This is a genomic window from Chitinilyticum piscinae, from assembly GCF_015223195.1.
Classification (GTDB): Bacteria; Pseudomonadota; Gammaproteobacteria; order Burkholderiales; family Chitinibacteraceae; genus Chitinilyticum; species Chitinilyticum piscinae.
Map to the genome: position 1 here is coordinate 101,452 of NZ_JADFUA010000009.1, position 25,286 is coordinate 126,737.

30 protein-coding genes are annotated in these 25,286 nt (G+C 58.8%); 19 read left to right on the plus strand and 11 right to left on the minus strand.

The window, feature by feature from the left end:
• Positions 1-137: 137 nt before the first annotated feature.
• Positions 138-614 (plus strand): DUF4231 domain-containing protein, encoded by a 477-nt coding sequence (locus tag INR99_RS13900; protein WP_194116968.1) that lies wholly within the window; start codon positions 138-140, stop codon positions 612-614.
• Positions 615-834: 220 nt separating this feature from the next.
• Here the strand turns inward: INR99_RS13900 and INR99_RS13905 are convergent, their stop codons facing one another.
• On the minus strand, positions 835-1,404 hold the full coding sequence (locus tag INR99_RS13905; RefSeq protein ID WP_194116969.1) for a hypothetical protein: 570 nt from the start codon (positions 1,402-1,404) through the stop codon (positions 835-837).
• Between the two features lie 122 nt (positions 1,405-1,526).
• Between INR99_RS13905 and INR99_RS13910 the strand changes: the two genes are divergently transcribed.
• A complete protein-coding gene (locus INR99_RS13910; protein WP_194116970.1) occupies positions 1,527-1,739 on the plus strand; it encodes a hypothetical protein in 213 nt (70 codons plus the stop codon).
• A 25-nt stretch (positions 1,740-1,764) separates the two neighbouring features.
• The gene (locus INR99_RS13915) at positions 1,765-2,142 is read left to right on the plus strand and encodes a hypothetical protein (protein ID WP_194116971.1); all 378 of its coding nucleotides are present in this window, start codon (positions 1,765-1,767) and stop codon (positions 2,140-2,142) included.
• 41 nt (positions 2,143-2,183) lie between these two features.
• Here INR99_RS13915 and INR99_RS13920 read toward each other — a convergent pair whose 3' ends face one another.
• From INR99_RS13920 to INR99_RS13935, 4 genes are read right to left on the minus strand one after another with little or no spacing between them, the layout of a single operon-like run.
• Positions 2,184-2,669: a GNAT family N-acetyltransferase gene (locus INR99_RS13920; RefSeq protein ID WP_194116972.1), complete on the minus strand. Its 486-nt coding sequence runs from the start codon at positions 2,667-2,669 to the stop codon at positions 2,184-2,186.
• A complete protein-coding gene (locus INR99_RS13925; protein ID WP_194116973.1) occupies positions 2,659-3,114 on the minus strand; it encodes a hypothetical protein in 456 nt (151 codons plus the stop codon). The genes INR99_RS13920 and INR99_RS13925 overlap by 11 nt, the downstream gene beginning before the upstream one ends.
• Positions 3,114-4,154 (minus strand): A/G-specific adenine glycosylase, encoded by a 1,041-nt coding sequence (gene mutY, locus INR99_RS13930; protein WP_373308294.1) that lies wholly within the window; start codon positions 4,152-4,154, stop codon positions 3,114-3,116. The genes INR99_RS13925 and mutY overlap by 1 nt, the downstream gene beginning before the upstream one ends.
• Positions 4,151-6,415, minus strand: coding sequence for an AsmA family protein (locus INR99_RS13935; RefSeq protein ID WP_194116975.1), 2,265 nt, complete (start codon positions 6,413-6,415; stop codon positions 4,151-4,153). The genes mutY and INR99_RS13935 overlap by 4 nt, the downstream gene beginning before the upstream one ends.
• A 90-nt stretch (positions 6,416-6,505) precedes the next feature.
• On the opposite strand from INR99_RS13935, the gene INR99_RS13940 reads away from it, so the two are divergent.
• Together INR99_RS13940 and INR99_RS13945 are read left to right on the plus strand one after the other, a co-directional pair.
• Positions 6,506-6,925 carry an acyl-CoA thioesterase gene (locus INR99_RS13940; protein WP_194116976.1) on the plus strand — a complete coding sequence of 140 codons (420 nt, stop codon included), beginning with the start codon at positions 6,506-6,508 and terminating at the stop codon, positions 6,923-6,925.
• Positions 6,922-7,386, plus strand: coding sequence for an LEA/WHy family protein (locus INR99_RS13945; RefSeq protein ID WP_194116977.1), 465 nt, complete (start codon positions 6,922-6,924; stop codon positions 7,384-7,386). The genes INR99_RS13940 and INR99_RS13945 overlap by 4 nt, the downstream gene beginning before the upstream one ends.
• Positions 7,387-7,425: 39 nt before the next feature.
• Here INR99_RS13945 and INR99_RS13950 read toward each other — a convergent pair whose 3' ends face one another.
• Both INR99_RS13950 and INR99_RS13955 read right to left on the minus strand, forming a co-directional pair.
• Complete coding sequence (locus INR99_RS13950) at positions 7,426-8,190, minus strand: class I SAM-dependent methyltransferase (RefSeq protein ID WP_308431499.1); 765 nt, start codon at positions 8,188-8,190, stop codon at positions 7,426-7,428.
• Positions 8,187-9,005 (minus strand): M90 family metallopeptidase, encoded by an 819-nt coding sequence (locus INR99_RS13955; protein WP_194116979.1) that lies wholly within the window; start codon positions 9,003-9,005, stop codon positions 8,187-8,189. The genes INR99_RS13950 and INR99_RS13955 overlap by 4 nt, the downstream gene beginning before the upstream one ends.
• A gap of 109 nt (positions 9,006-9,114) precedes the next feature.
• On the opposite strand from INR99_RS13955, the gene INR99_RS13960 reads away from it, so the two are divergent.
• The 5 genes from INR99_RS13960 to INR99_RS13980 all read left to right on the plus strand — a co-directional run bounded on the left by INR99_RS13960 (position 9,115) and on the right by INR99_RS13980 (position 12,784).
• On the plus strand, positions 9,115-10,074 hold the full coding sequence (locus INR99_RS13960) for a Nudix family hydrolase (RefSeq protein ID WP_194116980.1): 960 nt from the start codon (positions 9,115-9,117) through the stop codon (positions 10,072-10,074).
• Positions 10,071-10,508: a hypothetical protein gene (locus INR99_RS13965; RefSeq protein WP_194116981.1), complete on the plus strand. Its 438-nt coding sequence runs from the start codon at positions 10,071-10,073 to the stop codon at positions 10,506-10,508. Before INR99_RS13960 ends, INR99_RS13965 begins: the two co-directional genes overlap by 4 nt.
• A 236-nt stretch (positions 10,509-10,744) precedes the next feature.
• Positions 10,745-11,215 (plus strand): DUF4124 domain-containing protein, encoded by a 471-nt coding sequence (locus INR99_RS13970; RefSeq protein ID WP_194116982.1) that lies wholly within the window; start codon positions 10,745-10,747, stop codon positions 11,213-11,215.
• A gap of 70 nt (positions 11,216-11,285) precedes the next feature.
• The gene (xth, locus tag INR99_RS13975) at positions 11,286-12,047 is read left to right on the plus strand and encodes an exodeoxyribonuclease III (protein ID WP_194116983.1); all 762 of its coding nucleotides are present in this window, start codon (positions 11,286-11,288) and stop codon (positions 12,045-12,047) included.
• A 68-nt stretch (positions 12,048-12,115) separates the two neighbouring features.
• Positions 12,116-12,784 carry a Crp/Fnr family transcriptional regulator gene (locus tag INR99_RS13980; protein WP_194116984.1) on the plus strand — a complete coding sequence of 223 codons (669 nt, stop codon included), beginning with the start codon at positions 12,116-12,118 and terminating at the stop codon, positions 12,782-12,784.
• A 70-nt stretch (positions 12,785-12,854) separates the two neighbouring features.
• On the opposite strand, the gene INR99_RS13985 is transcribed toward INR99_RS13980, so the two are convergent.
• Both INR99_RS13985 and INR99_RS13990 read right to left on the minus strand, forming a co-directional pair.
• A complete protein-coding gene (locus INR99_RS13985) occupies positions 12,855-13,502 on the minus strand; it encodes a lytic transglycosylase domain-containing protein (protein ID WP_194116985.1) in 648 nt (215 codons plus the stop codon).
• A 66-nt stretch (positions 13,503-13,568) separates the two neighbouring features.
• Entirely contained in the window at positions 13,569-15,281 is a 1,713-nt protein-coding gene (locus INR99_RS13990; RefSeq protein ID WP_194116986.1) for a proline--tRNA ligase, read from the minus strand.
• Between the two features lie 66 nt (positions 15,282-15,347).
• On the opposite strand from INR99_RS13990, the gene INR99_RS13995 reads away from it, so the two are divergent.
• The 5 genes from INR99_RS13995 to INR99_RS14015 all read left to right on the plus strand — a co-directional run bounded on the left by INR99_RS13995 (position 15,348) and on the right by INR99_RS14015 (position 19,572).
• Entirely contained in the window at positions 15,348-15,878 is a 531-nt protein-coding gene (locus tag INR99_RS13995) for a type IV pilin protein (RefSeq protein ID WP_308431501.1), read from the plus strand.
• Positions 15,879-16,067: 189 nt separating this feature from the next.
• The gene (locus INR99_RS14000) at positions 16,068-16,616 is read left to right on the plus strand and encodes a GspH/FimT family pseudopilin (protein WP_194116987.1); all 549 of its coding nucleotides are present in this window, start codon (positions 16,068-16,070) and stop codon (positions 16,614-16,616) included.
• Positions 16,607-17,272 (plus strand): prepilin-type N-terminal cleavage/methylation domain-containing protein, encoded by a 666-nt coding sequence (locus INR99_RS14005; RefSeq protein WP_194116988.1) that lies wholly within the window; start codon positions 16,607-16,609, stop codon positions 17,270-17,272. The genes INR99_RS14000 and INR99_RS14005 overlap by 10 nt, the downstream gene beginning before the upstream one ends.
• Positions 17,273-17,286: 14 nt before the next feature.
• Positions 17,287-18,576: a pilus assembly PilX N-terminal domain-containing protein gene (locus tag INR99_RS14010; RefSeq protein ID WP_194116989.1), complete on the plus strand. Its 1,290-nt coding sequence runs from the start codon at positions 17,287-17,289 to the stop codon at positions 18,574-18,576.
• A 9-nt stretch (positions 18,577-18,585) separates the two neighbouring features.
• A complete protein-coding gene (locus INR99_RS14015; protein WP_194116990.1) occupies positions 18,586-19,572 on the plus strand; it encodes a prepilin-type N-terminal cleavage/methylation domain-containing protein in 987 nt (328 codons plus the stop codon).
• 66 nt (positions 19,573-19,638) lie between these two features.
• Here the strand turns inward: INR99_RS14015 and INR99_RS14020 are convergent, their stop codons facing one another.
• Positions 19,639-19,824: a tautomerase family protein gene (locus INR99_RS14020; RefSeq protein ID WP_194116991.1), complete on the minus strand. Its 186-nt coding sequence runs from the start codon at positions 19,822-19,824 to the stop codon at positions 19,639-19,641.
• Between the two features lie 105 nt (positions 19,825-19,929).
• On the opposite strand from INR99_RS14020, the gene INR99_RS14025 reads away from it, so the two are divergent.
• On the plus strand, positions 19,930-20,892 hold the full coding sequence (locus INR99_RS14025; RefSeq protein WP_194116992.1) for a PhnD/SsuA/transferrin family substrate-binding protein: 963 nt from the start codon (positions 19,930-19,932) through the stop codon (positions 20,890-20,892).
• 118 nt (positions 20,893-21,010) lie between these two features.
• Here the strand turns inward: INR99_RS14025 and INR99_RS14030 are convergent, their stop codons facing one another.
• Positions 21,011-21,838 carry a YdcF family protein gene (locus INR99_RS14030; protein ID WP_194116993.1) on the minus strand — a complete coding sequence of 276 codons (828 nt, stop codon included), beginning with the start codon at positions 21,836-21,838 and terminating at the stop codon, positions 21,011-21,013.
• A gap of 128 nt (positions 21,839-21,966) precedes the next feature.
• Here INR99_RS14030 and INR99_RS14035 point away from each other — a divergent pair, with 128 nt between their 5' ends.
• The 3 genes from INR99_RS14035 to INR99_RS14045 all read left to right on the plus strand — a co-directional run bounded on the left by INR99_RS14035 (position 21,967) and on the right by INR99_RS14045 (position 25,095).
• A complete protein-coding gene (locus INR99_RS14035; RefSeq protein WP_228098324.1) occupies positions 21,967-23,685 on the plus strand; it encodes a vWA domain-containing protein in 1,719 nt (572 codons plus the stop codon).
• Between the two features lie 92 nt (positions 23,686-23,777).
• Positions 23,778-24,308, plus strand: a complete 531-nt coding sequence (locus INR99_RS14040; protein WP_194116994.1) for a sigma-70 family RNA polymerase sigma factor — start codon at positions 23,778-23,780, stop codon at positions 24,306-24,308.
• Positions 24,301-25,095 (plus strand): immunoglobulin-like domain-containing protein, encoded by a 795-nt coding sequence (locus INR99_RS14045; protein ID WP_194116995.1) that lies wholly within the window; start codon positions 24,301-24,303, stop codon positions 25,093-25,095. The genes INR99_RS14040 and INR99_RS14045 overlap by 8 nt, the downstream gene beginning before the upstream one ends.
• Positions 25,096-25,286 lie beyond the last annotated feature (191 nt).

Consider the following 25,286-nt stretch of genomic DNA (forward strand, 5'->3'; position numbering starts at 1 on the left):
AAAAGAAACGATTGTAACGCGGGTGGATGACAAGGGGCAGTCCGCCCGATGCGTCATGGCAACACTGGGCGTTCGGCACAGCGGCTCAAGTCGGTCGAGCCGGATATGATGCGGAACATTTTCTTGGTGGATACGCGATGCACAACGATCTCCTGCAGCACATCGAACAGCAGCACCCCGACAGTCGCGTGCGTTTTCTGCTGGCGCGCATCAACCACTTCGAGCACTACGCCTCGCTGAAAAGCAAGAAACTCAAACGCATCACCTACGTGCTGCGCTTCTCTCTGCTTGGGCTTGCAGCGATCTCCACCATCGTGCTGGGGCTGGATGTGGCCGGGCTGGCGCCGTACGCCAAGAACATCGCGCTGGTGCTCGGTGCGGTGATGACGTTTCTGGGAGGCGTCAGCAGCTTTCTCAACATCGAGGAATACTGGATGCGCCACAACACCATCCACCTGCGCCTGAAGGCGCTACGCGACCGGCTGGCCTTCCAGTGCAGCAATCTGCAGCTGATCGAGGACGAGGCGCTCAATGCCATTCTCAGCGAATACCACGCGATCACCGAGAGCAACATCAAATACTGGCAGGATGCCATTGCCGAGCAGAAAGCCTAGGTATTACAACGTAAGCCAATCTATACATAGCCCACCAGGCATTACAGTAGCAGGTATATCATCAGACTGCCGCATCCAGCGCCCGCCGCATGCGGGCATTGTCAAGCCTGTGCCCGCGGCACTGCACGCGCTGACTCTGCTCGATCACAAAACCATGCCAAAGAAAGACTACCCGGCTCTCAAGGTTGTCTGATTGGGGATACGATTCGTCATACGCCTGTCAGATCAGCCGAAGCGTAGGGCCATTGGACTTAAGGAACCATTGATGAGTGCGTGCCTGAACCTGCATGTCGGGGCCGATGCGGTAACCATTCACGGGGCGCCCACCTGTAGTCTGGAGCTTGGCAGGCAGAGTACACTTGGTCAGCAGACTAAACATCGATTTAACCTGTGCAGCCATGATGGCTTGCTGTTGCTCGTCGCCATCCTGCTTATTCCAGCGCACAGCCATATCCCCATACCCAACGAGTACCCCATCTGGCGGGTAGACGAAATCGGGGGAATAGTTATCTTTGTGATTGGCTGTGGATTGTCGATTACCGGCAATATGTCGCTCAGGATCGTGAAAAGAAACCGAGCCCAGCGCCAAGTGGCAGTAAGCACTGCCCGTGCCGTAATCCAGTGCTTCAATCAGGGAAGGAAAGTTGCGGGACGAATTCAAGTGATGCGGGGAGAGCAGCGAGGCGCTCCAAGGCAAATCCAGCTGCTGCAGCGCTGTACTGAACTGAACGATATCGCGCTCGCTCATCCAGAAGAGGCATTGTCTGGATATTTGCCCTTGTTCCCACATGGCCACTGTCGTGCTTGCTGAAAAGTAATGGCACGCATGGTATGCCAGAGCCTTGCCACGAATCAACGGACTATGTCAGGCGCGTCCACCACAAAGCATCTATTTTCGAGAACCCCTGCAACGTGACAATCAGCAACTACGAGTATTTCTATTCGCCGTTCGAAGCAGATGGGCAGCTGTCTGACGATGAGTTTTCCCAACTCAATACCGCTGCCCGCGTTTACTCCCAGTTTTTTGGCAGCCTGCCCGATGCCCCGCCCTATAGCGTCAGCAATATGGGCGCATTCATGTCTGTGGCTGAAGCGAGAAACTGGGCGCAGAAGCACCTACCCTAATCGAGGGCTGGCAGTAATCGGTACCATGAATCCTATGCAAATACTCATTTCTCTCCTGCAAACCCTCAGAGACTGGCTCTGGTCCGAGTACTCGCTCGACATTGCCCTGCACGATGAAACCACCTTGCAGATCCAGGCAGGCAGCCGGTTGATTGAGTTCACGTTGCGCAGTCGCAGCGTATGGAAGGCAAGTCGCCGACTGGCCAGGTTTCACGATATTCGTTCGATTGATCTGACGCATTACGCCGCCACCAGCGACAGGCCTGAGTACTGGAAAGTATCCCTGAAACTCAATGGCTGGTTCAGATCAGTGCTGATAGGCAAATCATTGAGCGATGTCGATGCCTCCATTGCCGCCGCCCGGATCAGCGCAGTCACCGGGAAGCCGGTGCGCTCCCTATGAAGTTCTGCCAGCCGGCGCTGCTGCAGCCAGCTAAGGCACGCTTAGCAGCTCGTTCCCAGTGTTAACCGCATTCGGGCATTGTCGAACCACTGCCCACGGCACTGCACGCGCAGCGCCTGCTCGATCACGAAACCATGCCGCAGAAAGAAAGGCTGCGCGCTCAGGCTGACTTCGCTATATACATCAGCCAGTTTCATGACAGAGGCTTTTGCTATCAGAGCCTGCAGCAGCATACCCCCATAACCCCTGCCCTGCTGCTGGCCGTGCACATAGAAGCAGTCGATCTGTCCGTCGGCCTGCAGATCGGCAAACGCGACGACTTCGCCAGCCACGTCAATCACCAGCGGTTGCAGGGCGAGGATGCGCGCATGCCAGTCCGGCGCATCCAGCGTTGCCGGCGCCCAGGCCGCGCACTGCGCGGGGGTGTAGTCGCGGCTGCACACCTGATGCACGGCCGAGTAAAAGACGGCGAACAGTGCGGGGCCTTCGTCAGCGCCGGCCTGACGGATGCGCGGCTCACACGCCATGGTAATAGCTGAGTATCCAGCGCCGCGCCGCTGGCGAGGGGTCTTGGGCCGGACGAGCCGGCCAGGCCTGCAGGGCTCGTGAACGATAGGTGCAGGCCTGCCCGGGCTCGGGTTCAAGCCCGCGCCCCATCTGACCAAAGAAAAGAATCTGCTGCCGCAGCTGCGCTTCGCGCAGCACCTGCAGAGCCTCGGCATGAGCCACAGAATTAACTGAGGCAGGCCAGCGCTTGCCTGACCACCAGCCCCATGGCTCGAAACGGCTAAGGATGGTGAGCCGCGGACAATCGCCACTAACCACGCCAGTGGCCGTCGTGTGCCCTTGCAGCACGATGCGGTGCTCCTCGCCACTCTGGGACAGCGCCAGCACCCGGTAATACGCGCCATCGCCGCCGGCGTGCGCCAGTGCGCTCAGGCCAAGGAGCAAGCCAGCAAGCTGCCTGCGCATCAGCGCTCCAGCAGACTGCGCAAGGGCTTGGGGATGCCGGCCGCCAGCGCATCAGGGATCGCAAACCACTGCAGTCCAGCCTCGCGCGCCTGCGGGATTTCGCGCAGCAGGGTAGCGTATTGCGGGGTGATGGTCAGGCGGTAGTGGCTGAAGACGTGGACGAAGTCCTCGCCGGTTTCATCCAGCTCGATTTCGCAGCCCAGCTGTGCTCGCGCGTCGGCTACAGCCGCCAGCGTGCTCGGCACTTCGGGCAGGCACCACAGCCCACCCCAGATGCCGTTGGGCGGGCGCTGCTGCAGCAGGATGCGGCCAGCTCCATCGCGGATCAGCAGCATGACGGTGGTTTTGCTCGGGATGATTTTTTTGGGCTTGGGCGTCGGCAGCTCGGCTTGCCGGCCGTCGCGCTTTGCCACGCAATCGTCCTGCAGCGGGCAGGCGAGGCAGGCCGGTTTTTTCGGCGTGCAGACGGTGGCGCCCAGATCCATCTGCGCCTGCGTGTAGGCTGGCATGTCGGGGCCATCGGGCAGCAGCGATTCGGCCAGCGCCCACAGCTGCTTCTCGATAGCCTTCTGCGCCACCAGCCCGTCGATGCCGGCCCAGCGCGCCAGCACGCGCTTGACGTTGCCATCCAGAATCGCTGCGCGGGTGTTGAAGCTGAAGGCGGCAATCGCGGCGGCAGTCGAGGCACCAATGCCGGGCAGCTCGCTGATTGCGGCGGGGCTGCGCGGGAATGCCCCGCCATGGCGTTCAATCACCGCCTGCGCGGCCTTGTGCAGGTTGCGCGCGCGGGTGTAGTAGCCCAGCCCGCTCCACAGTGCCAGCACGTCGTCCACCGGGGCGGCAGCGAGGCTGGCGACATCGGGAAAGCGTTCCAGAAAGCGCTGGTAATACGGAATGACGGTGATCACCTGCGTCTGCTGCAGCATGATTTCCGACAGCCACACGCGGTAGGGGTCACTCACCTGCCAGGGCAGGTCATGGCGGCCGTGCGTAGCGTGCCAGTCCAGCAGCCTTCGGGAAAAGGGGGCGGCCGACATCAGTTTTTCTTGCTGCCGGCGGCCTTGAGCGGCGGCTTGGCAAGCGCTGCGGCCTGCTGCTTCTCCACCTGCTCGCGCAGGCTGGCGTAATCGACTTCGTAACGAGGCGTGGCCAGCGGCCCGCGCACCGATACCGGGACGGTCATGCCACGCAGGCCGGCCAACTCGGGCACCTGCGGGTTGGGACTGGCATTGATCAGGTAATCGATCTCGCCAGCAGCAAAATCGACCACACCATTGCCACGCAGCTTGACGATGCCCGCATCGATACTCATGTCGCTGTTGGTAGCCACACCGTGCCGCAGAACAAAGCCGGCATTCAGTTCACTGAACGACGTCGCGGCATTGAGCCTGCTGAAATCAACCGGTTCGCCGTTGAGTGCTTTGATCTGCTGGTTGATTACCCGCAGCGCGGCGGGGAAGTCGACCCCGCGGATCGCCCCCTTGCTGAGCTGCATGTGCACGCTGCCACCCGCAGTGCGGCGGAAGTCGCTCATCCGGTCCCCCACTGCCGCCACATCCAGTTGCAGGGAGCCGAAGCCCTCGAAACGCCGCGTATCGAGCAAATCATTCAGCAGTGCATTGATATCCATGCGGCTGAGTGTTTGCTGAACACGCACGGTTGCCTCGGGCTTGCTGGTGTCCAGCTCGAGCCGTCCGGACAAACGTCCGCCGTAAAGGCGTGCAGCCAGCGGATCCAGCACCAGCTTGCGATCGCTGGCATGCAGGCGGAACGCGAGGTCATTGATGTGCATTTTCTGCAGCACCAGTTCGCCGATACGAATGCTGCCGGTCGCATTCATGCGCTCCAGCCACCAGAAATCGAAGGGGCTATCCTGATCCGCAGTCTTGGCACCTTCGGTTACGGCAGGCAGATACGGGCTCAGATCAAGCCGGTCTACACCCAGATCAACCGAGTACGCCGGATTCACGAAATTCTCGATACCGATGCGAGCATTGAACGGAGAATTATCCAGCGCACCCGCATTATCGAAATACAGGGTCTCACTCCCCAGATCGAGTTCGCCACGTCCCTGCAGATCAAAGGGGATGGCTCCGCGCGGCAGACTGCGGTTGCTGTAGTTACCCTGCAGGCGGTAATCCGGCAGGCGCAGCAGCGAACCATTATGCACTTCCAGCGGGCTGCTGAAATTCAGCGCTAGCGTCTGCTGCGGGCTGCCCAGCTCGACCTGGATGCGGGCGGCATCGGTGCGCAGAATGCCCTGCTGTGTTCCAGCAAGTGTGGGGACTTCGAATGCGGCCAGGAAGCGGCCCGCCTGGCTCTTCATGTTCACGAGCATTTTCAGACGGTGCAGGGCCAGCACGCCATTGGCAATGCGGATCTCGGGAACGACCAGCTCCCCGGTCCAGTTCTGCTCGGCCCGCTTGCCCGACGAGGTCACTTTAAGGTCACCACCGACAAAGCGTAGCGGATTCCAGCTGAAATCCAGGTTGCCCAGCATCGACACCTTGGTGTCCTTCAGCTGGAGGCTGGGGGCACTGGCACCTTCTTGCTGGACGTCAATCTGCAGATCGGCAATCCGCAGACGGCGTTCCTTCTCGGAATAGCGCATCGCGGCATTGGCAGTGAGGATACCCTGCCAGAGCCGGGTCTTTTCGTCAGGGCCGACCTGGACAATGCCATTCATGGTCAGACGGCCGTTTTTCGGATCGGACAGATTCTCCAGACTCACATCCAGCGCCGAAGAGCTGAAGGTCTGGCGGGTAAATTCATCACTGATGCGCATACGCATGTCGTTGAAACGCACGACGTTGAGCGCAACGCGGATTCCGGAGCCTTCCAGTCGCAGGAGGTCATCGAAGTTGAATGCGCCCTCCCGATCGCGGCGGATGCGCAATTCGGGGCGCTCGATTTCCAGCTCGCGCAGTTTCGGTTTGCCCCGCAGCAGCGACCACAGATCAAGACGCGCTTCCAGCGAATCCGCCAGGGCGAAGGTTTCGTCCGGACGGTTGGGTTCACTCAGCGAAACCTGCTCCAGCAGGAGCGCCGGGCGCGGCAGCAGTACCGCACGGGCACGACCATCGATGCGCAGGGTGCGGCCGGTATCGGCACTCAGGCTGCTGACCAGAAACTGCTTGAGCGTATCGAAAGAGAGGAAGTAGGGAATGCTGCCGATCAGCAGCACACAGGCCAGAACGGTGAGCAGGCAGGAGCGAAAACGGCGGGCGTGCCGCCACTCGAGATGCACGTGGTGCTGCCAGTGCCGCGGGTTATGCCAGTCCATGCCGGCTGTTGCTGTCATTCTGCATTCGCGGGATTATGTCCAACACCGAGCAGAATTTCAAAGCTAAGATGGCAACTTTACGTCAGCTGCGCCTCGGCGGTGCATCTCATGAGCCATCTTTCGACCATCAAGGTACGCGGTTTTCACCTCGATCTGTACGGCCACGTCAACAATGCACGCTATCTCGAATTCCTGGAAGAAGCGCGCTGGAACTTCCTCGAAGATGCCGGCAGCCTGGCATGGTTCATGGAGCACGGCTATTCGCTGGTCATCTCGCGCATTGCGATCGACTATCTGCGCCCTGCCACCATGGGCGACGAGCTGCTGATCGAAACCACGCTGGCCGGGCTGGCTGCCCGTAGCGGCCACATCCATCAGACCATTCGCCGCAAGGACAACCGCAAGGTTGTGGTCGAAGCCGACATCACCTTTGCGGTGCTGCATGCCGATCAGCGCGGCGCGCTGAACATCGATGGCGAGATTGCTTGCCGCCTGCAATCCTGCCAGCCCGAAGGAGGGTCGCGATGAAAAAACTGCTTCAACCCCTGATCCTGCTGGTGGCCCTGGTGCTGGCTGGCTGTGCGGCCAATACCGGCCTGTTCCAGAGGCCGCAGGTGAATATTTCCGGGATCCGTATCGAGGAGCTGGGGCTCCTGGAACAGCGTTTCGAGCTGCAGCTGCGGGTCAGCAATCCCAATGGCTTTGCCATTCCGCTCGACGGACTCAAGGCCAGCCTGGAGGTCAACGGCAAGCCGTTCGCCGAGGGGCTGAGCAACCAGAAAATCAGCCTGGCAGCGCTCTCGGATACCACGGTCAAGATCAAGGTGACGTCAAATCTGGCCAGCGCCCTGAAGACGCTGAACCGGCTGATGGCCGCGGATCAGCCGCTGAACTATCGCGCCACCGGCACGCTCTATCTGCCGATGGTGCCGGGCGGAGTGGACTTCGACCGCAGCGGCGAAGTACCGATTCTGGACAAACTCAAGTAGGTATCGCCCTGTAGCCTTTATACATAAAAGGCCAAACCCCTATACCCCAAGAGGCAAATAAGCATCAAAGCGCGTACTTTCGCCCGGGTACTGGAACGATGGCTGCGCACCCGCAAGAAACGGCGCGAGCTTCGGCCGTTTGACGACCACACGCTTGCCGGCCACATGGCGAGCGGGGATCAGCAGTGCATCGGCGTCGCGATCGCCACCGATCAGCGTCTGGAAGGCCGCCATTTCTTTCTTGACCTTGGCGCGCTTGTCCGGCTCGGGAAACATCGGATCAAGAAATACCACATCCCAGCGCTCGCCGCGCCCTGCAGCCTCCTGCAGAAAACCCAGCGCATCGCGATGCACCAGCGTCATGCGCGCGGCAATCGCCCGCACCGCGTCATCGTCACTCACTGCGGCCCGCGCCAGCCCGTCTGCGAGCAGCGCGGCAGCCACCGGGTGACGCTCGACCAGCGTCACGCTGCAGCCCAGACTCGCCAGCACAAAGGCATCACGCCCCTGCCCTGCCGTTGCGTCCAGTATCCGCGGGCGGTAATCGCCCTTGACGCCGATGGCCCGGGCCACCGGCTGCCCCGCCCCCCCGCCGAACTTGCGCCGGTGCGCACTTGCCCCGCCAGCAAAATCGACGCCGACCACCCCTTTTTCCCCACGACGACACAGCACCAGGGCGCCTTCCTGCCAGAACAGCGCACTGTCGGCATCTGCTGGCCAGCTCTCCCAGAGCGGTAGGCCGTACGCCTCGGCCAGTGCCAGCACAGCCGAGTCGGCACCTTCACGTATCAGTCCGCAGCTCACCACAGCACGCTCTCCATCTCATCCGGAACGGCACGATAGCGGATATCCGGCAGGCGTGCAGCCGGATCCTGCCGGTAAAATTCGGCCAGTTGCTCATAGACAGCAGGGTATTCGCGCCTGAGCGTATGCGGCCATTCGAAGAAATATTCGCTGAATACGGCAAAACACTCGGCCGGTGATTCGGCTGCATAGGGATCAATACTGGTGTAGTGCCCCAGATCGGCGCGTTGCTGCAGATGCGTGTACGCCTGCTGGAATACCTGCTGCCAGCGCATACCATCCATGCCGGCATGCAGTGGCGGATTGCCATTGGGGTAACCGTTGCGCATATCCAGCTTGTGCGCCAGCTCGTGTATCACCACATTCCACGCATCCAGCTCGGGCGAGGCTTGTGCATCCTGCCAGGACAGCACCAGCGCGCCACCCTGATGGGCCATTCCGGAATACGTTTCTTCATACTCATGCACCACGCCGATCGGATCAGCCACCCGCATGCGACCGCGGAATTGCGCCGGATACAGCACCACTTCCTGCCAGTCGTCGTAGGCCTCCTTACCCAGATTCAGCACTGGTAAGGCGGCCTGCGCGGCGAGTCGCGCCAGCCCGGCAGCGTCCGGCTGCAAGCCATCCAGCGCGGTAAACACCTTGCTGGCCAGAAAGTGATCGGCAATGGCCCGTAGCCGCAGCAATTCATCACTTGTCAGGCCACGAAACAGCCCGCAGGCAGTTGCATGCTGCCAGAGCGAATCGTCGAGCTGCAGCGCCGGTTGCGCGCCGGCTGCGCCGGAAAATACCCGTTTCAGAAAGGACAGCATGCTGAGTTCCGCGAGTGGCCACGTCGGCCCTGCTTACGAGATCGGGGCTCCGCGCCAAAGTGCAAGGCGGCTTGCGCTACAATTGCTCCTTTTTGCTGTGCGAATCTCAATGAGCCATACCGCCCACGCCAAACTCACCCGTGTCGCCGCCGGTATTCTGCTGGACGGTCAGGGGCAATTCATGCTCGCGAGCCGCCCGGCCGGCAAAGTCTATGCCGGTTACTGGGAATTTCCCGGCGGAAAACTGGAGGAAGGCGAAACACCGCTGGCGGCACTGGAACGCGAGCTGCACGAGGAAATGGGCATCACGGTAAGCATGGCTACTCCCTGGCTGGTGCAGCGTTTTGTTTATCCGCACGCGCATGTCGAGCTGCATTTTTTCCGCGTGACCGCCTGGCAAGGCGAACCCCACCCAAAAGAAGGCCAGCAGTTTGCCTGGCAGCGCCCCGGCGCGCTGTCTGTCTCGCCCATCCTGCCCGCCAACGGCCCACTGCTGCGCGGGCTGGCACTGCCACAGCAACTGGTGCTCTCGAATGCCTCCGAATTGGGCTGCGCCTTCCTTCCGGCCTTAAAGCGACGGCTTGATGATGGACTGCGCTGGCTGATCCTGCGCGAGCCACAGCTACCCGTCGCCGAGTTCGCCGCACTGGCGAAACAGGTACAGGCGCTGACGCGGCCTGCCGGCTGCAAGCTGCTGGTGCATGGCGACGTCGCGCTGGCTCGCGAGATTGGCGCTGATGGCGTGCACTTGAGCAGCCGGCAATTACTGGCGCTGGATCATCGCCCCTCAGGTCTGGACTGGGTCGGTGCATCCACGCACAACACGGCCGAGCTGGCCGCAGCCGAATCACTGGGGCTGGATTACGTGCTGCTCGGCCACGTCTGCGAGACGGCCAGCCATCCGGGTGCGCCACCGCTGGGCTGGGATGGCTTCGCCGCTTGCCTCACTTCCGGCTGGTCAGTGCCGGTATATGCACTCGGAGGCATGCACCCCGGCCTGCTGGCAACCGCATTGCAGCACGGCGCACAGGGCATCGCCACACTGCGCGATGGCTGGGCGCTCGCATGACGAAAGCAAAGTTGGCCCTGTCGCTGCTGGCGGCCATCCTCCTGCCCGTGCTGTGGTTCAATGGTGCAGCCATCCGTGAGCAATGGGAAGGCGCGCCCGCGATGACGCTGCAAGCCCGCTGTGCCAACCCGCAGCTGGGCTGCAGCTTCACGCTGCAAGGACAAGCATACCGGCTAAGCAGCGATCAGCCACTTCGTGCGGGGACTCCTTTCTTCCTGACCCTGGAAGGGCCTGGGCACAAGGTCAGTGCCTCGTGGCAAATGCAGGGCATGGAAATGGGCCCCAATCGCTATCAGTTACAGGCAATCGGCGATGGGCAGTGGCGGACACGGACTGCCTTGCCAGTGTGCAACCAGCAACGGCAAGACTGGGAACTGCATCTGCTGATCGACCAGCATCGGGTGGTATTGACGCTCTCTGAGAGAGCAGAATAATCAATCGCCATATACATAGCCCCCCATTTAGCGGAATATCTTTTTCATAAACGCTCTGGAGCACATACCCCTCACCAGCGACACCGGACGGCAGGCCATGCCGGAAATTCACAGCGGCAAGCTCGAAAATCGCGCCATGCCTTTCCTTGTTTGACATATTCGCGTCATCGCCAACCTCTTGCAGAAATTCGCATAGCTTGTAGATTTAAGGCATTGCCGCTGCTTACGAGCTACCGATGTCCCGCCTCCCCCACCTTGCCCTGTTGCTACTCACCATCAGCTGGATGCCGCTTGGGAGCGCTGCGGTTTATCAGTGGCGCGACTCGCAGGGCAATGTGCACTACACCGACCAGCCCCCGCCAGGAGAAACGGTACGCCAACGCTCCATCCGCAGCAATGTGGTGAGCACCGCCAGCGAAACGGCACAGGGTGCAACCGGAAAAACAGCGCCTAACAGCAGGATCACCCTGTGGATCGCGCCGGGGTGCGGTGCGGCATGCGAAGACGCCATCGCCCTGCTCGATCGTCGTAAAGTCAGCTACGACGTGAAGAATTTTGCTTCGTCCGAAAAGCTCACCATCGAGTTTTTCAACGTGACTGGCACCATGCAGGCGCGGCCACCAGTGCTGCAGATCGGCAGCAATGTCGTTCAGCCCTGGGACAGTGCCACCTGGGCCGCGGCACTCAGCAGCGCGGGTTACCGCTAACCCGGCACCAGGCCGCAGCGAGTACGTCGGAAATCCGGTATCCTGCGCACGCCCGCAACCGGAGACCGCCATGCAACTCGCCACCTGGAACGTCAACTCGCTGAAAATCCGCCTGCCGCAAGTGCTGGACTGGCTGACCACCCATCCCGAGGTGACTGCGCTGTGCTTGCAGGAAACCAAGATGGATGACCCCGTGTTCCCGCGCGAAGCCATCGAAGCCGCTGGATTTCGGGTAGCCTTTGCCGGGCAGAAGACCTACAACGGCGTAGCCATCATCGCGCGCGATGAGCTGGATGAAGTGATTGTGAACATTCCAGGCTTTCCCGATGAGCAAAAGCGCGTCATCAGCGCCACCATTGCCGGCGTGCGAGTTGTCTGCGCTTACATCCCCAACGGGCAGGCACTGGACTCGGACAAATATCAGTACAAACTCGCCTGGCTGGATGCCCTGAGCACCTGGCTGGCCGGCGAACAGCTGCGCTTTGCCCGGTTGGCGCTGCTGGGTGATTACAATATTGCCCCCGAGGATCGCGACGCACATGCCAAATGGAGCGATCCACTGCTGGTTTCTCCACCCGAGCGAGCCGCATTCCAGCGTTTGCTCGATCAGGGCTTCAGCGATGTCTTCCGCCAGTTCGAGCAAGCGGAAAAATCCTTCAGCTGGTGGGATTACCGCGGATTTTCTTTCAAGAAGAACGCCGGCTTGCGGATTGACCATATTCTGGCCACATCCGAGCTGGCCAGTCGCTGCCGCTCCTGCGTGATTGACGTCGAACCTCGGCGGCACGAGCGTCCGTCCGATCACACCCCTGTGATTGCCAGCTTCGAATAAGAGCGGCGTCATGTACTGCTGCCTTTTTTTGCGGCACAATGACCGGATTCTGTGAAGCAGGTCACACCATGGACAAAGCCCGTCTCCTTTCCGGCAGCACGCTGTTCTGCGAGCTGGACGAAGCCGAATTACAATCCCTCGCCGCCCGTGCTGAACTGCGCCACGTAGCTGCCCGGCACACCATCCTTCAGCAAGGCAGCAAAGGACATGAGATGTACGCGCTGATCCGCGGGCGCTTGCGCGTCTACCGCTGCACGGACGAGGGGCGCGAAATTACGTTGAGCCTGCTCGAAGCCGGAGATGTGTTTGGCGAAGTTGCCATGCTTGATGGCGGCCCCCGCTCGGCCAGCATCGATACGCTGGAAGCCTGCGAGCTGCTGGTGCTCAAGCGCGAAGATGTGATGGATTATCTGGACAACCATCCCAAGGTGATGCGCCAGCTGATCAGCGCGCTGTGTCAGCGACTGCGCAATGCCGACGAAATGGTCCAGGACACGCTGTTCCTGCCGCTCCCGCAGCGCCTTGGGAAATGCCTGAAGACACTCGCGGAACAGAATGGCAATGACGTGAATGGCTGGATCGAAATCGACCTGAAATTCACCCAGCAGGAAGTCGCCAATCTGGTTGGGGCCAGCCGCGAGAGCGTGAACAAGCAGATCAATACCTGGGTGGATCAGGGCAAGATGCTGATGAGCAGCGGCCGCATCCGCATCAAACCGGATGCCGAGTTACTCTAACGGGTATCTCTCCGAACACCAATAAACAAAAAGCCTTGGGCAACATACCCAAGGCTTTTTGTTTGGCGTTTCAGCGCTGCGCCAGATTTCCGGGGGGCGGCGACCAGTCAAAATGACGTTTCCAGGCGCCGTATACCAGATTCGGATACTCCGCCTTGCCCAAGCTACCGTTATAACGGCCCAGCGCTCGGAACAGGTCACCCTTTTCGATGTCCAGATAGTGGCGCAGGATGGTGCAGCCGTAGCGCAGATTGGTATTCATATCGAAGAGATTCTGCTCTTCCGTACCGATCGCCCGTTGCCAGAAGGGCATGACCTGCATCAGACCGCGCGCGCCCACCACACTCACCGCGTAGCGGTTGAATCCGCTTTCAACATGAATCAGGCCCAGAACCAGCTGCGGATCCAGCCCTGCCCGCGTGGCCTCATACTGGATGGACGTCAGCAGCTTGCGGCGAACAAAACCATCCGTATCATCCTTGAAGCGCGGCAGACGCCCCAGCCGATCACTCATTTCCGCAATCCAGGCCTCACCAACAGCCGGATTATCAAACACCAGCCGCGGCTCGATACGATCGGAAATGGAGCGCTGCATCGCCGTACGCACGGTATCGGCCAGCGCCTCTTCGCGCTGCGCCCCCGCCCACACGGGAGCTGCAAGCGACACGGCCAGCACACCAGTAAGGACGAGGATTCGGAAGGGAAATTTGCCTAACATACGGTAGTCTAATCTGCAGAGATACGGATGAAAACGGCTCCGTGCCAGACACGGAGCCTTCATTCATCAGCTTACTAGCTGCTGCACCTTGGCAGCAAGGCCGTCCAGCGGCAGCTTCTGCATCTCGCCACCGGCACGCGCTACATATTCGACCATGCCCTCGGCCAGTGCCTTGTCACCGATGGTGATGCGATGCGGAATGCCGATCAGCTCCATATCGGCAAACATCACGCCCGGACGCTCGTTGCGGTCATCCAGCAGCACTTCGACACCTGCCGCTTGCAGTTCGGCATACAACTGATCCGCGGCGGCCTTCACCGCTTCGCTCTTGTGATACCCCACTCCGACAATGGCTATGGTGAACGGGGCAATCCCTTTGGTCCAGATGATGCCGCGCTCGTCGTAGTTCTGCTCGATGGCAGCACCCACAATGCGCGACACGCCAATGCCGTAGCAGCCCATTTCCATGACCTGCTGTTGGTTGCTTTCATTGACGAACAGGCAGTTCATCGCTTCGGAATACTTGGTGCGCAACTGGAAGATATGGCCGACTTCGATACCGCGGCACAACTCCAGCTTGCCCTTGCCATCCGGCGAAGGATCACCGGCAACCACGTTGCGGATATCGGCCACCACGGCCGGCTCCGGCAGGTCACGCCCGAAGTTCACGCCAGCTAGGTGGAATTTCGGCTTGTTGGCGCCGCAGATGAAATCATTCATGGCAGCGACGGTGCGATCCGCAATCACCTTGACATTCGCGGCCACGCCAACCGGGCCAATAAATCCTGGAGGACAGTTGAGATGTGCACGGATTTCTTCATCCGTGGCAAAGCGGAAGTCACCCAAGCCGTCGAGCTTGCTGACCTTCACTTCGTTCAGATTGTGGTCACCACGCAAGAGTGCCAGCACGAACTGTCCGTCTACAGTCATTAACGCGCAGGCTTTCACCGTTTTCTCGATACCCACGCCCAGCAGCTTGGCCACGTCTTCGCACAGCGTCTGCTTCGGCGTATCGACATCACGCATTGCCTCGGAAGCAGCCCCACGCGGTGTGGCAGGCGCCAGTGCCTCGGCCAGCTCGACGTTGGCGGCGTATTCGGAATCCGGGCAGTAGGCCAACAAATCCTCGCCGGCATCGGCCAGCACATGGAACTCGTGCGAACCGGAGCCGCCAATCGCACCGGTATCGGCTGCTACGGCACGGAATTTGAGGCCCAGGCGCGTAAACACATTGGAGTAGGTCTTGTACATCACGTCATAGGTCGCCTGCAGCGACTCGAAATTCGCATGGAAGGAATAGGCATCCTTCATCACGAATTCGCGCGCGCGCATCACGCCGAAACGCGGACGAATCTCGTCGCGGAACTTGGTCTGGATCTGGTAGAAATTCACCGGCAACTGCTTGTAGCTGCGCAATTCGCTGCGCGCGATGTCGGTGATGACTTCTTCATGGGTCGGACCAAAGCAGAAATCGCGTTCGTGGCGATCCTTAATCTTCAGCATCTGCGGACCGAAGACCGCCCAACGGCCGGTTTCCTGCCACAGCTCGGCCGGCTGCACCGCCGGCATCAGCAACTCCTGTGCGCCGGCCTTGTTCATTTCCTCGCGCACTACCGCCTCGACCTTGCGCAGCACGCGCAAGCCCAGCGGCATCCAGGTGTACAGGCCGGAGCCCAGCTTCTTGATCAGGCCGGCACGCAGCATCAGCTTGTGCGACAGGAGTTCGGCCTCGGAAGGGGCTTCTTTGAGGGTGGAGAGATAAAGCTGGCTGGTACGCATGGCAGAGATCCGGACGAAATCAGGGCAAACCGGAATTATACCCATCCAGCAGCCAGCACCCCAAACTTGTCCCAGGAATGCCGCGTTTCAGGTAAAAGTAGCAACGGAATTTGTCGGCATCACAGACTGCAGACTAAGATTGGCGTAATGCCAACAACGACAAGGCTTAGACGCACCATGACTACCCGCAGGCACTCCGGCTTTACCCTGATCGAACTTATGATTGTTGTGGCAATCATTGGCATTCTTGCGGCGATTGCGCTGCCATTGTTCGGCCAGTACATGAACAAGGCCCGCCGCAGCGATGCAACCGCCTCGATCTCAGGCATCCAGCAAGCACAGGAACGCTGGCGTGCAAACAATGTCTCTTATACCAGTACGTTTACTGATCTTGGCCTGAGCAGCACCAGCAACGAGGGTTTCTATACCTTCGCCATCACTGGCACATCCGGAACCGGCTATACAGTGACGGCGACAGCACAAGGCAAGCAGCTTGCAGACACCAACTGCAAAACCCTGATTCTGACGGTGTCCGGCGGCAACGCCACCAAAACATCCAAGAACAGCAGTAACGCAACAAGCACTGGCTGCTGGTAATTCAATCAGCCTCGCCCCCCGCAACCTCACCTGCTGGTGAGGTTTTTTTTGCCCACCGACAACCGCTCATCCAACAAAAACAACCGCTCATCAAATGTGGTCACTTAATACAACAACATTAGAGACCACTTGTTGTCATTACAAGTAAGCAAAAATAAAATACCTAGAAATACTAAACAAGGGTATTTCATGCTTTTTTTACAAAAACGACAGACTGGCTTCACGCTCATCGAGCTTATGCTGGTTGTTGCACTGATTGGCATTATTCTGGCAATTGCCGTTCCCAACTTCACCGAGTGGTATCAACGCAAGAAATTGGAAGGCATCGCCAATGACTTTGCAGCCCTGATCCAGAACGCAAGAATCGAAGCTGTACGCCGCAACAGCAGCACCTTTCTGATCACCACCCGGAGCAACGACAGTAGCTGGAGCTTGCGTGCGGTGACCTCAACCACCTGCGCGGAAGGCTCCGCCAGCTGTGAATTGAGCCGGATTACTCCTGCCCTGTATCCCGAATATTTGCTGACCAGCCTTAGCAGCGACTTTGCCGCTGGAGCAACCGAAATCAATCCGGTTGATAGCCTGTTCAAGTTCTCTTCCGGGGCAACTGCGGCACAGACGGTTGTTTTTGGTTTTGCCAGCTATCGGCTGCAGGTAAAAGTCACCAGCACGGGGCTCACCTCAATCTGCACCCCCGCCTCCACACCAACCATGCCGGGGTACAGCACATGCTCCTGAAATACTACGCACATCAGTCTGGCCTGACCCTGATCGAAGTACTTGTCTCGACTGCCGTCGCCACCCTGCTATTAACTGCTGCGGCAACAGTCGGCTTTTCCAGCCTGTCCCTGAACAGAAACACCATCAGCTCAGCAAATAGCCAGTACGAACTGCAAAGCGTCATGAATATCGTGACCAAAGAGCTTCGCAGAGCCGGTTACTCCAAGAATCAGGAGAATGCCAAAACCGCAGGGGGGCTGCGCAATATCTGGTTTAGTGGGGGAACCGGCACAACTGATCACACCTGTGCTGTTTTCCGGTACGACCGAACTCCTGGCTCCCCCTCTCAACTTGAACCGCCGGGGAATGGCAGCACGGAAACGACAGATGTACGCGGAATCCGGCTGGCATCCGGCAAGCTAGAACTACTGACGAGTGCAACAGCCATTAACGGTGGATGTTCAGTCACGGGAACCTGGGAGCCCATTTCCGGAAGTGCATTTACCATCACCAGCTTCAAACTGAGCTACCCGGCGCCTCCTAGCGGGGTACTTATGGATGGCAGCAAGATCGTCAATGAAGTAACCGTAACAATCGCTGCCACAGGTAAAAACGGTGCTACACAAAGCCTGAGTGAAGTGGTCCAGCTCCGTAACCAGCCTTACCTCAATTAATGGGATGTGAACCGATGAAATCTACTTCTTATCCATCCCAGAAGAAACATGCTGGTGTAGCTGCGTTGACCGTCACAGTGTTGATCACACTGATTGCCCTGGTTGCAGCTGTCTATGCCACCAAAAACAGCATGCTTTCGCAGAAAAACGCTGCAAATGCAGCGCAATCCCTGATGGCGCAGCAAGCGGCAGAGGAAGGCGCACTCGCCTTCGAGGAACAGATTCGTCTCGACCTTGCGAGCATTGCCGCCGGAGGTAGCGGGGGAGTCATTCTGGAAAAAGACACCGGTAGCTCATCGGCGGGCTCGGGCTGCCTGCCGGGTAGCGGCACCCTTCCATACCGGTTTACCTCGACCTATCGCAAAGGGACGTCTGGCGCTGATGCACTGATTTTTGCTGATGCCGCCAATTTCGTTCGTCCAGCCGAAGTAACAGCGATGGTCAGGGATGTAGCGAACACAGATCTTGGCCTGAGCTATCAAGTGAAAGGCAAGATTGTCGGTCGGGTTATCAATATATACAGCGTCGGAAATGCTGCTGGCGGCGCGTCTGCGATCGTACGCCGTCAGATCAATGTCTCAGGAGGGCTTTCACTGGGCAATAGCGCCTTAACGGTGGGTAATTACTACGACTCGACTCAGGCCAACCACATTACCGCAAATGCAGGAGACCCCCTGGCGCAATGTGCAGTACTGTACGGCGAGAGCTACTCCTCGACAGGAGCTGCCGATCACAAGTGCTACTCGGAAGGAAACATCTTCGGCGCCGACTGCACCCCGACTCAGAGCGCCGGATTGCAGAACAACCTGTTCTTCAACACCTTTGGCAAATCCAAAGCCGAGCTCAAGGCCAGCCTGCTTCCTTCGCAGATCATCTCCAGCTGCAATGGCACCATTGCGGGGATTCCGGATAAGTATCTCTGGATTGAAGGTGATGCGACCAACTGTAAAATCACGGGACCAAACAGCGTGGTCATTGTGAATGGCAATGTGCGGGGCGGCTTGGAGGTAAACGGTTTCATTTATGCAAGCAACGCCTATCTTGATGGCGCGACGAATATCAACGGCAGTGTAACCATTGAAAATTCTGTCGATGTCGAGCCACTTGGCTGGCCCATCACGCATATCGGCGGCGCGCTAGCAGGAACCACAAGTGCCAATGGCAAAGCCGATTCTTCCGATCCCAATCGCAAGGCCACACATGCGGCTCAAGTTTCTTTCAAGATTACCTACAAGAAATACACCGGCAACCCTGATGGTGCTGCGAGTACAAACAGTAGTCACGGCTCATGGATCGACTTCTAGGGAAAAACGATGAAAAACACCAAGGGTTTCAGTCTGCTTGAAGTATTGATCGCTGTAGTTCTACTCGCGCTCTCGGCTCTGTTCTTGGCAAAACTGTCAGGCATCGCCCAGAAGGGAACCAGCCAGTCCCAAGAGCGGCAATTTGCCTCCCGGCTCGCCGAAGGCATCATGGAAGATCTGCGCCAGAACGCCCGTGACAAGACAGCTCCGGCCGCGGGCATGGTCATCAATGGCGTTACGCTGGAAGCCGGTGCAGCACCGGTTACCTTTACCGGCAGCCTCAATGGCCAGACAGCCGCCTATACCGTCAATATAATTTTCCCCTCGCCCATGCCGAGCTGGAGTACCAACAACTCACAAATCCGGACACAGGTGGAGGTCTACTGGCAGCGCTCCGATGCCAAGGATGCGAATGACAAGGAAAAAGTACTACTGGTCAGTACCATTCAGGTACCGGTTGTTCCTCCCAGTCTGGCCACAGCCCCGCCCTTGCCGGGCGGGCTGGAAACCATCTGCGGCGTAAACTGGAACAATAGCAAATGCTATGTACAGGGTACTTATCGCCGACATGGCGACGACCTCTACATGTGCAAGGCGGTCGGGGGCTGCCCCAAGGATAACGCAAACAATCCACCGGCCCGCCCGGACAAATGGATGCTGTACGATGCCTGCCCTGACGGCAGTCATGGTGGCGGGGGCGGCAATGAAACGGCAGGTACCATCGACTGCGCATTGGTTTCCGATGCAGTGCCACCTACGGGCACCCCAACGGGAACGCCTACTGGAATGCCTACTGGAACGCCTACTGGAACACCCACTTCGGCGCCAACATCTACTCCAGTTACACCTGCAGAATGGACGAATAGGAAATACCTGAACGGCGATAAAGTTACATTTGGTGGTTTCACTTACGAGTGCAAGAAAGCCACTTGTGGCCCATATGCCGATGCGAATTGGAACCCCTCTGTTGTTCACTCAGAGTGGAGCAAGCTTTAAATTGTGAACTCTAGCAAGACTGCATGGAGCACCTGTTAGCCACTGCAGTCTTGCCCTCAATGCCCATCACACCTCATCCAGCATCGCCCCGCCCCAGCCCCAGTTTTCTTCCTTCGTCTCCTCGATATTCACGATTACATACTCGCGCGGCTTGTTCGCTACGCGCTCCATCGTGGCGGTGAACTCCTCAACAATCTGTTTTTTCTGTTCGCGGCTCAATTCACCTGCGAGACGAAGATGAATGTAGGGCATGGACGGCACTCCTTGTAGTAAATCTGTCATCAATCAGTAACCGGCAGGCAATCTGGCTCACCTATCCTTGCGCGGCTTTCATATTCCGCCTGCAAGGATACTACGATGTTCCGCACCGTGATTGCTGCGCTACTTCTGCTCTCGGCCACTGCCCATGCCGATGTTGTGTTTGGCTTTGTCGCCAACCGAGGCATTGAACAAGGGCTGGAAGACTGGCAGCCGATTGCCGATGACATGAGCCAACGTCTCGGGCAGAAAGTACGCCTGCTGGCGGTGCGCGACGATAAGGAGCTCTCCGAGCGCTTTGCCCGTAACGAAATCCAGATTGCCCGTTCAAGCACCCAGACAGCACTGAATCTGGTGGAACATGGCAATGGCCAGGTGTTCGCCCGGTTGGTGCTGACAGGAGGCAAGGGCGAATACCGCTCGCTGCTGCTCACACGCAAAGGCGGCCCAGCGACGCTTGAGGCTGCACTAAGCCAGCCCAAACGCCTCAACTTTGCCAGCGGTTTCAATGGCAACACCGCCACCTACCTGATTCCGCAGTATCTGGCCTTTGCCAAAGGCAATGTGCTGGCGGACCAGTATTTCAAAAGCATCAGTTACGGCAATAGTCTGGATAACTTCCGCGCCCTGGTCGATGGCAAGGCGGATCTGGCTGCCAGCAGTAGTGATGAATACGAAAAGCTGCAGGAACGCTTCCCCAAGGATGCCGCCAAGCTGCAGGTAATCTGGCAATCCCCCGCCTTCAGCTATGATCCACTGGTGATCCGCCGGGATGTCCCTGCCACCACACAAGGCAAGATCCGCGATTTCTTTGTGCAGTATGGCCGAACTGGTGCAGCTGCCAGCAACGAAATGACCAAGCTGTATTACGCCGACCAGCTGGCTGGCTTTTTGCCGTCGACCAACCGCCAGTTGCGTGAGGTCACCGATCTGCAGTTGTTCTACGCGCTGTTTCGCCTGACGCTGAATAATCAGCTCGCTCAGGATGCGCGCAAAGAACAGGAAAAGGCCCTCTACCGCCGTTATGACCAGCTGGTCAGTATTCTGGGAGGCGCTTACTGATCAACACGTAATTCTCACCCTGACACGATTTGACGGCCACCCTCACCAGGTGGCTTTTTTTATGGGTATACGCCGAGATCTCTTACTGTAAATAGCTCACAGAGGCATACCTATGATATCAATACTCACCCAGCAGCCATGAACTTGCAGTGGCGAAATACTCGCGGAACCAGGCATTGCCACGGATGTGCCATGGCGTTGGAGCCCCTGCGAGTGCGAAGTGCCGGTATCCCTGCGCGCTGGCCAACCCCTTGCTGCGCACAGTATGAAAGTCACTGGTGATGATCAGTACCGGATCGCGAGCAACATCAATACCCACTTGCAGCAATGCCTGACGCGAGAAGAGCAGGTTTTCTTCAGTGCTGCTGCTTGCCGCCTCCGGAACAATGCGTGTCGCGTCCACGCCATGCGCCCGCAGCCAGCGCCGCATGGCCTCGGCCTCGCTGATTTCCTCGCTCCAGCCTTGGCCACCAGATACAAGCAGTTTTGCCTGCGGAAATTTCGCAGCCAGTTCCTGTGCACTCTCCAACCGCAGGCGCAGCATCGGACCGGGCTTGGTTCCCTGCAAGCCCGAGCCAAGCACAATCAGGGCTGAGGGAGGCTGACTGAGCGATGGACGAGGCTGCCATGCCAACAACATAAAGAAATACAGCAGCGAAACGAGCCAGACAGCAGCTGCGCCCACAAGCAAACGCCAGCAGCAACGCCGCCACGGAGCGGCCGCAAGCCACTGCCTACGAGCCTCTACACCCAGCACCAGCCAGAGCAATCCAGCCCCAAGAAACAAGGGCCCTATCGTGCCGACGTTCAGTTGCCCCATTGCCATCAGCACCGCGGCATCCAGCAACAGTAATGCCGCAAGCAGCACCACACTCCAGCGACAAAACCGCGCCATCTTCTCCTCCATGTGTCGAGCCTGTCCCTCGACAATCCAAGAGTCAGACATGTAGTGGCCCAGACAATATCAAAGCCACAGCCATTCGCCCTACCTACTTTGCAAATAATTCACTAAGGCTTAACCCGTTTTGCCTCCCTGCCGCGTTCAATGGATACCACAAGCCAAGGAGAGTCATCATGACCAAGCCACTCATCATGCTCGTATTGCTGTGCAGCTTGCTCGCGGCGTGTTCTACCCGCACTCAGGAAGCGGCTCCTGCAGCACCGGAGGCCAAGCAGCAGCCAGCAACCGCCACGGAATCTGCTGTCCGCAATCAGCAAAAAGGGGATGCCCGCCATGAAGGAATTGCCGCCACGCCCAGCGAGCGCAAGCTCCTCAGCGCTGACTATGCGCGCCGTGAAATGACAGCGCCGAGTGTTGCAATGCCTGCACCGATTAGCGTACCTGTGATTGATGAAACGCGGGAAAACTATGCGCAACTCAATGACCACCCAATCAAGGCAGTGATCGAAGAACCAGTTTCCACCTTCAGCATCGATGTCGACACCGCTAGCTATGCCAACGTGCGACGCATGCTGCGCAGCGGCCAGTTACCACCGCACGATGCGGTCCGGGTTGAGGAATTGATCAATTATTTTCCCTACGAATATCCGCGCCGGCTCAGTACCCATCCCTTCACGGTCAACACTGAAATTGCCCCTGCCCCCTGGGGCACCAATAAACAGCTGATCCGCATCGGCATCCGTGCGCAGGAACTGCAGCAAGCCTCATTACCACCCGCTAATCTGGTATTTCTGGTCGATGTCTCCGGCTCGATGAACAGCCCGGACAAGCTGCCGTTGTTGAAGTCCTCACTCAAGCTGCTGGCAGAGCGGATTCGCCATCAGGATCGCGTATCACTGGTGGTGTATGCCTCGGGTACAGGCGTGGTCCTGGAGCCCACCAGCAATCGCGAACAGGTATTGCGCGCAATCGACCAGCTGCGTCCCGGTGGTTCCACTGCCGGCGAAGCTGGAATCCGCCTGGCATATCGGATGGCGCGGCAAGCCTTCATCCAAGGAGGCATTAACCGTATCCTGCTGGCAACCGATGGCGATTTCAACGTTGGCATCAGTGATATTGGGCAGCTCAAACAGTTGGTCGAGCGGGAACGAGAGGCAGGTATTTCGTTAACAACCTTGGGCTTTGGTACCGGGAATTACAACGACGCACTGATGGAACAACTGGCCGACATTGGTAATGGCAACCACCACTACATCGACTCGCTGAATGAAGGACAGAAAGTACTGGTAGAGGAAATGAGCTCGACGCTCGCCACCGTTGCCAAGGATGTGAAAATCCAGGTCGAGTTCAACCCGCAGCAGGTGAGCGAATATCGTCTGATCGGCTACAACAACCGCATGCTCCGCCGCGAGGATTTCAATAATGACAAGGTGGATGCGGGTGATGCGGGAGCAGGCCAGACGGTCACGGCGATCTATGAGGTCACCTTCACCGGCGCAGCCGGCTACCTTGAGCCCCTGCGCTATGGCAACAAAAAACTGGGCAGAAGTACCACGATAGGCGAGGAGCTGGCCTTTCTGCGTTTGCGGTATAAAGAACCGGATGGTACACGCAGCCAACTGCTGGAGATCCCGCTGCGCAAGGCCGATGCACGCCCCAGCTTCAGCGCGGCAAGCAATGAATTCCGCTTTGCTACAGCGGTTGCCAGCTTCGGGGAATTATTGCGCGGTGGCCAATTCCAGCAGGGTATGGACTTTGCGCGCGTCGGGCAAATCGCCACGGCAGCACGGGGGGCGGACCCCTTCGGTTACCGAGCCGAGTTCGTACAGCTTGCCCGCTTGGCCGGTCAATTGTTGCCAGGGCAGGCAACGGCTACGTATCCGATTGACTAGAGCAAGCAAGCTGGCTGGCGCGTCTAGCCAAAGCCGTTTACAGTAAGCGGATGCATCCGGCAGACAGCAATCAGCGCGACGACGCAGCTTTGATGATGGCCTGGCGCGGCGGCGATCCCACAGCATTCGACACGCTGTACCATCGCCACCGCCAGCGGCTGTTGCGCTTTCTGATCCATGAAACCGGCAGCACGGCTGCCGGTGAAGAGGTATTTCAGGAGGTCTGGATGACGCTGATCCGCCAACGCGAAAGTTATCAGCCGCTGGCGCGCTTCAGCACCTTTCTGCTGGGTATCGCCCATAGCCGGCTAGTCGATTGGTTCCGGCGTCATTCCCGGCATCGCTGGAATAGCGATCTGGATACTGCCGCCGAAGTTGCCGATCACTGCCCCCTCCCCGAGCAACTGGCAGCCAACAGACAGCTTCAGCAGCAATTGCGGAATTGCTTGCGCCAACTGCCACCGGAGCAGCGCGAAGCATTCCTGCTCAAGGAAGAGCATGAGCTCGGCCTCCACGAGATCGCCGAGCTGACACGCAGTGCTGCGGAAACGGTTAAAAGCCGCATTCGCTATGCCATCAGCAAATTGCGCACCTGCCTGAGTGGAGCTACCCAGCATGACTGATAACGAACAAGGGATCCCGCACGACCCGCAACTGAGCCGGCTGTATCAGCATCTGGACTTTCCCGAGCCAAGCCCGTCTACGGACCAAGCAATTCTACAAGCAGCTCGGCTCGCCGTTGCCACACCCCGAGTCAGCAAGGCTCGGCGGGTATTGCACTGGCTGCTTCAGCCTCAACAGCTTGCTGCGATGGCATCAGTCTCTGTGCTCGCCTTCCTCGGCCTGCTGAGCCTGCACCGCCCGCTTCGTGAAGAGGCTGTGCCACCATCCATACCACAACTACAGTCTACGCCAGCCCACGCAGCCGAAACTGCACCTCCGGCCACTCAGGAAGAGGCCCCGCAGACGCACAGCAAAGGTCACGCAGTCAAATCGCAACACACAGAGCGAGAGCAATCAGCCAATCGTATTCCCCCCCCTTCACGCACCGACCGCTATAGCGATAAAAAACTTGAACTCAATAGTGCCAAAGGCGATTCATCTAGCGGCATGAGCACAGAAACAGCCGATACAGCGCTTTCACCGCCGCCACCGCAAGCGGCGCCGGCCGCTGCCGAGCGAAAAGCCGTTCAGCAGCAGGGGCGTACTCTACAGAGCCCCAGAGATACGGCCCAGGAGTTACTGGAAAAAATACGTACCACGCTCAAAGAAAACGACCTAGCCACGGCGAAGCGCTTGCTCGAACAATACAGACACGCCTATCCGGAGATGCCTGTTCCCGAGGATATCCGAGCTCGCATGGAACAACTTCATCCGGCGCACATTAATGCATCAGATATAGGTCCCTAGCCCCAGCCAGACCTCACACGCCCCCCAGCACCCCGTCTTCGCCTCCACCTCCGCCTACGTCACCTCCGCCGCGCATAAAGCAAAAGCCCCGACCATTGCTGATCGGGGCTTTCTCTTTGGGGAGTCTGGCGATGTCCTACTTTCACACAGGCAATCTGCACTATCATCGGCGCTGAGGCGTTTCACCGTCC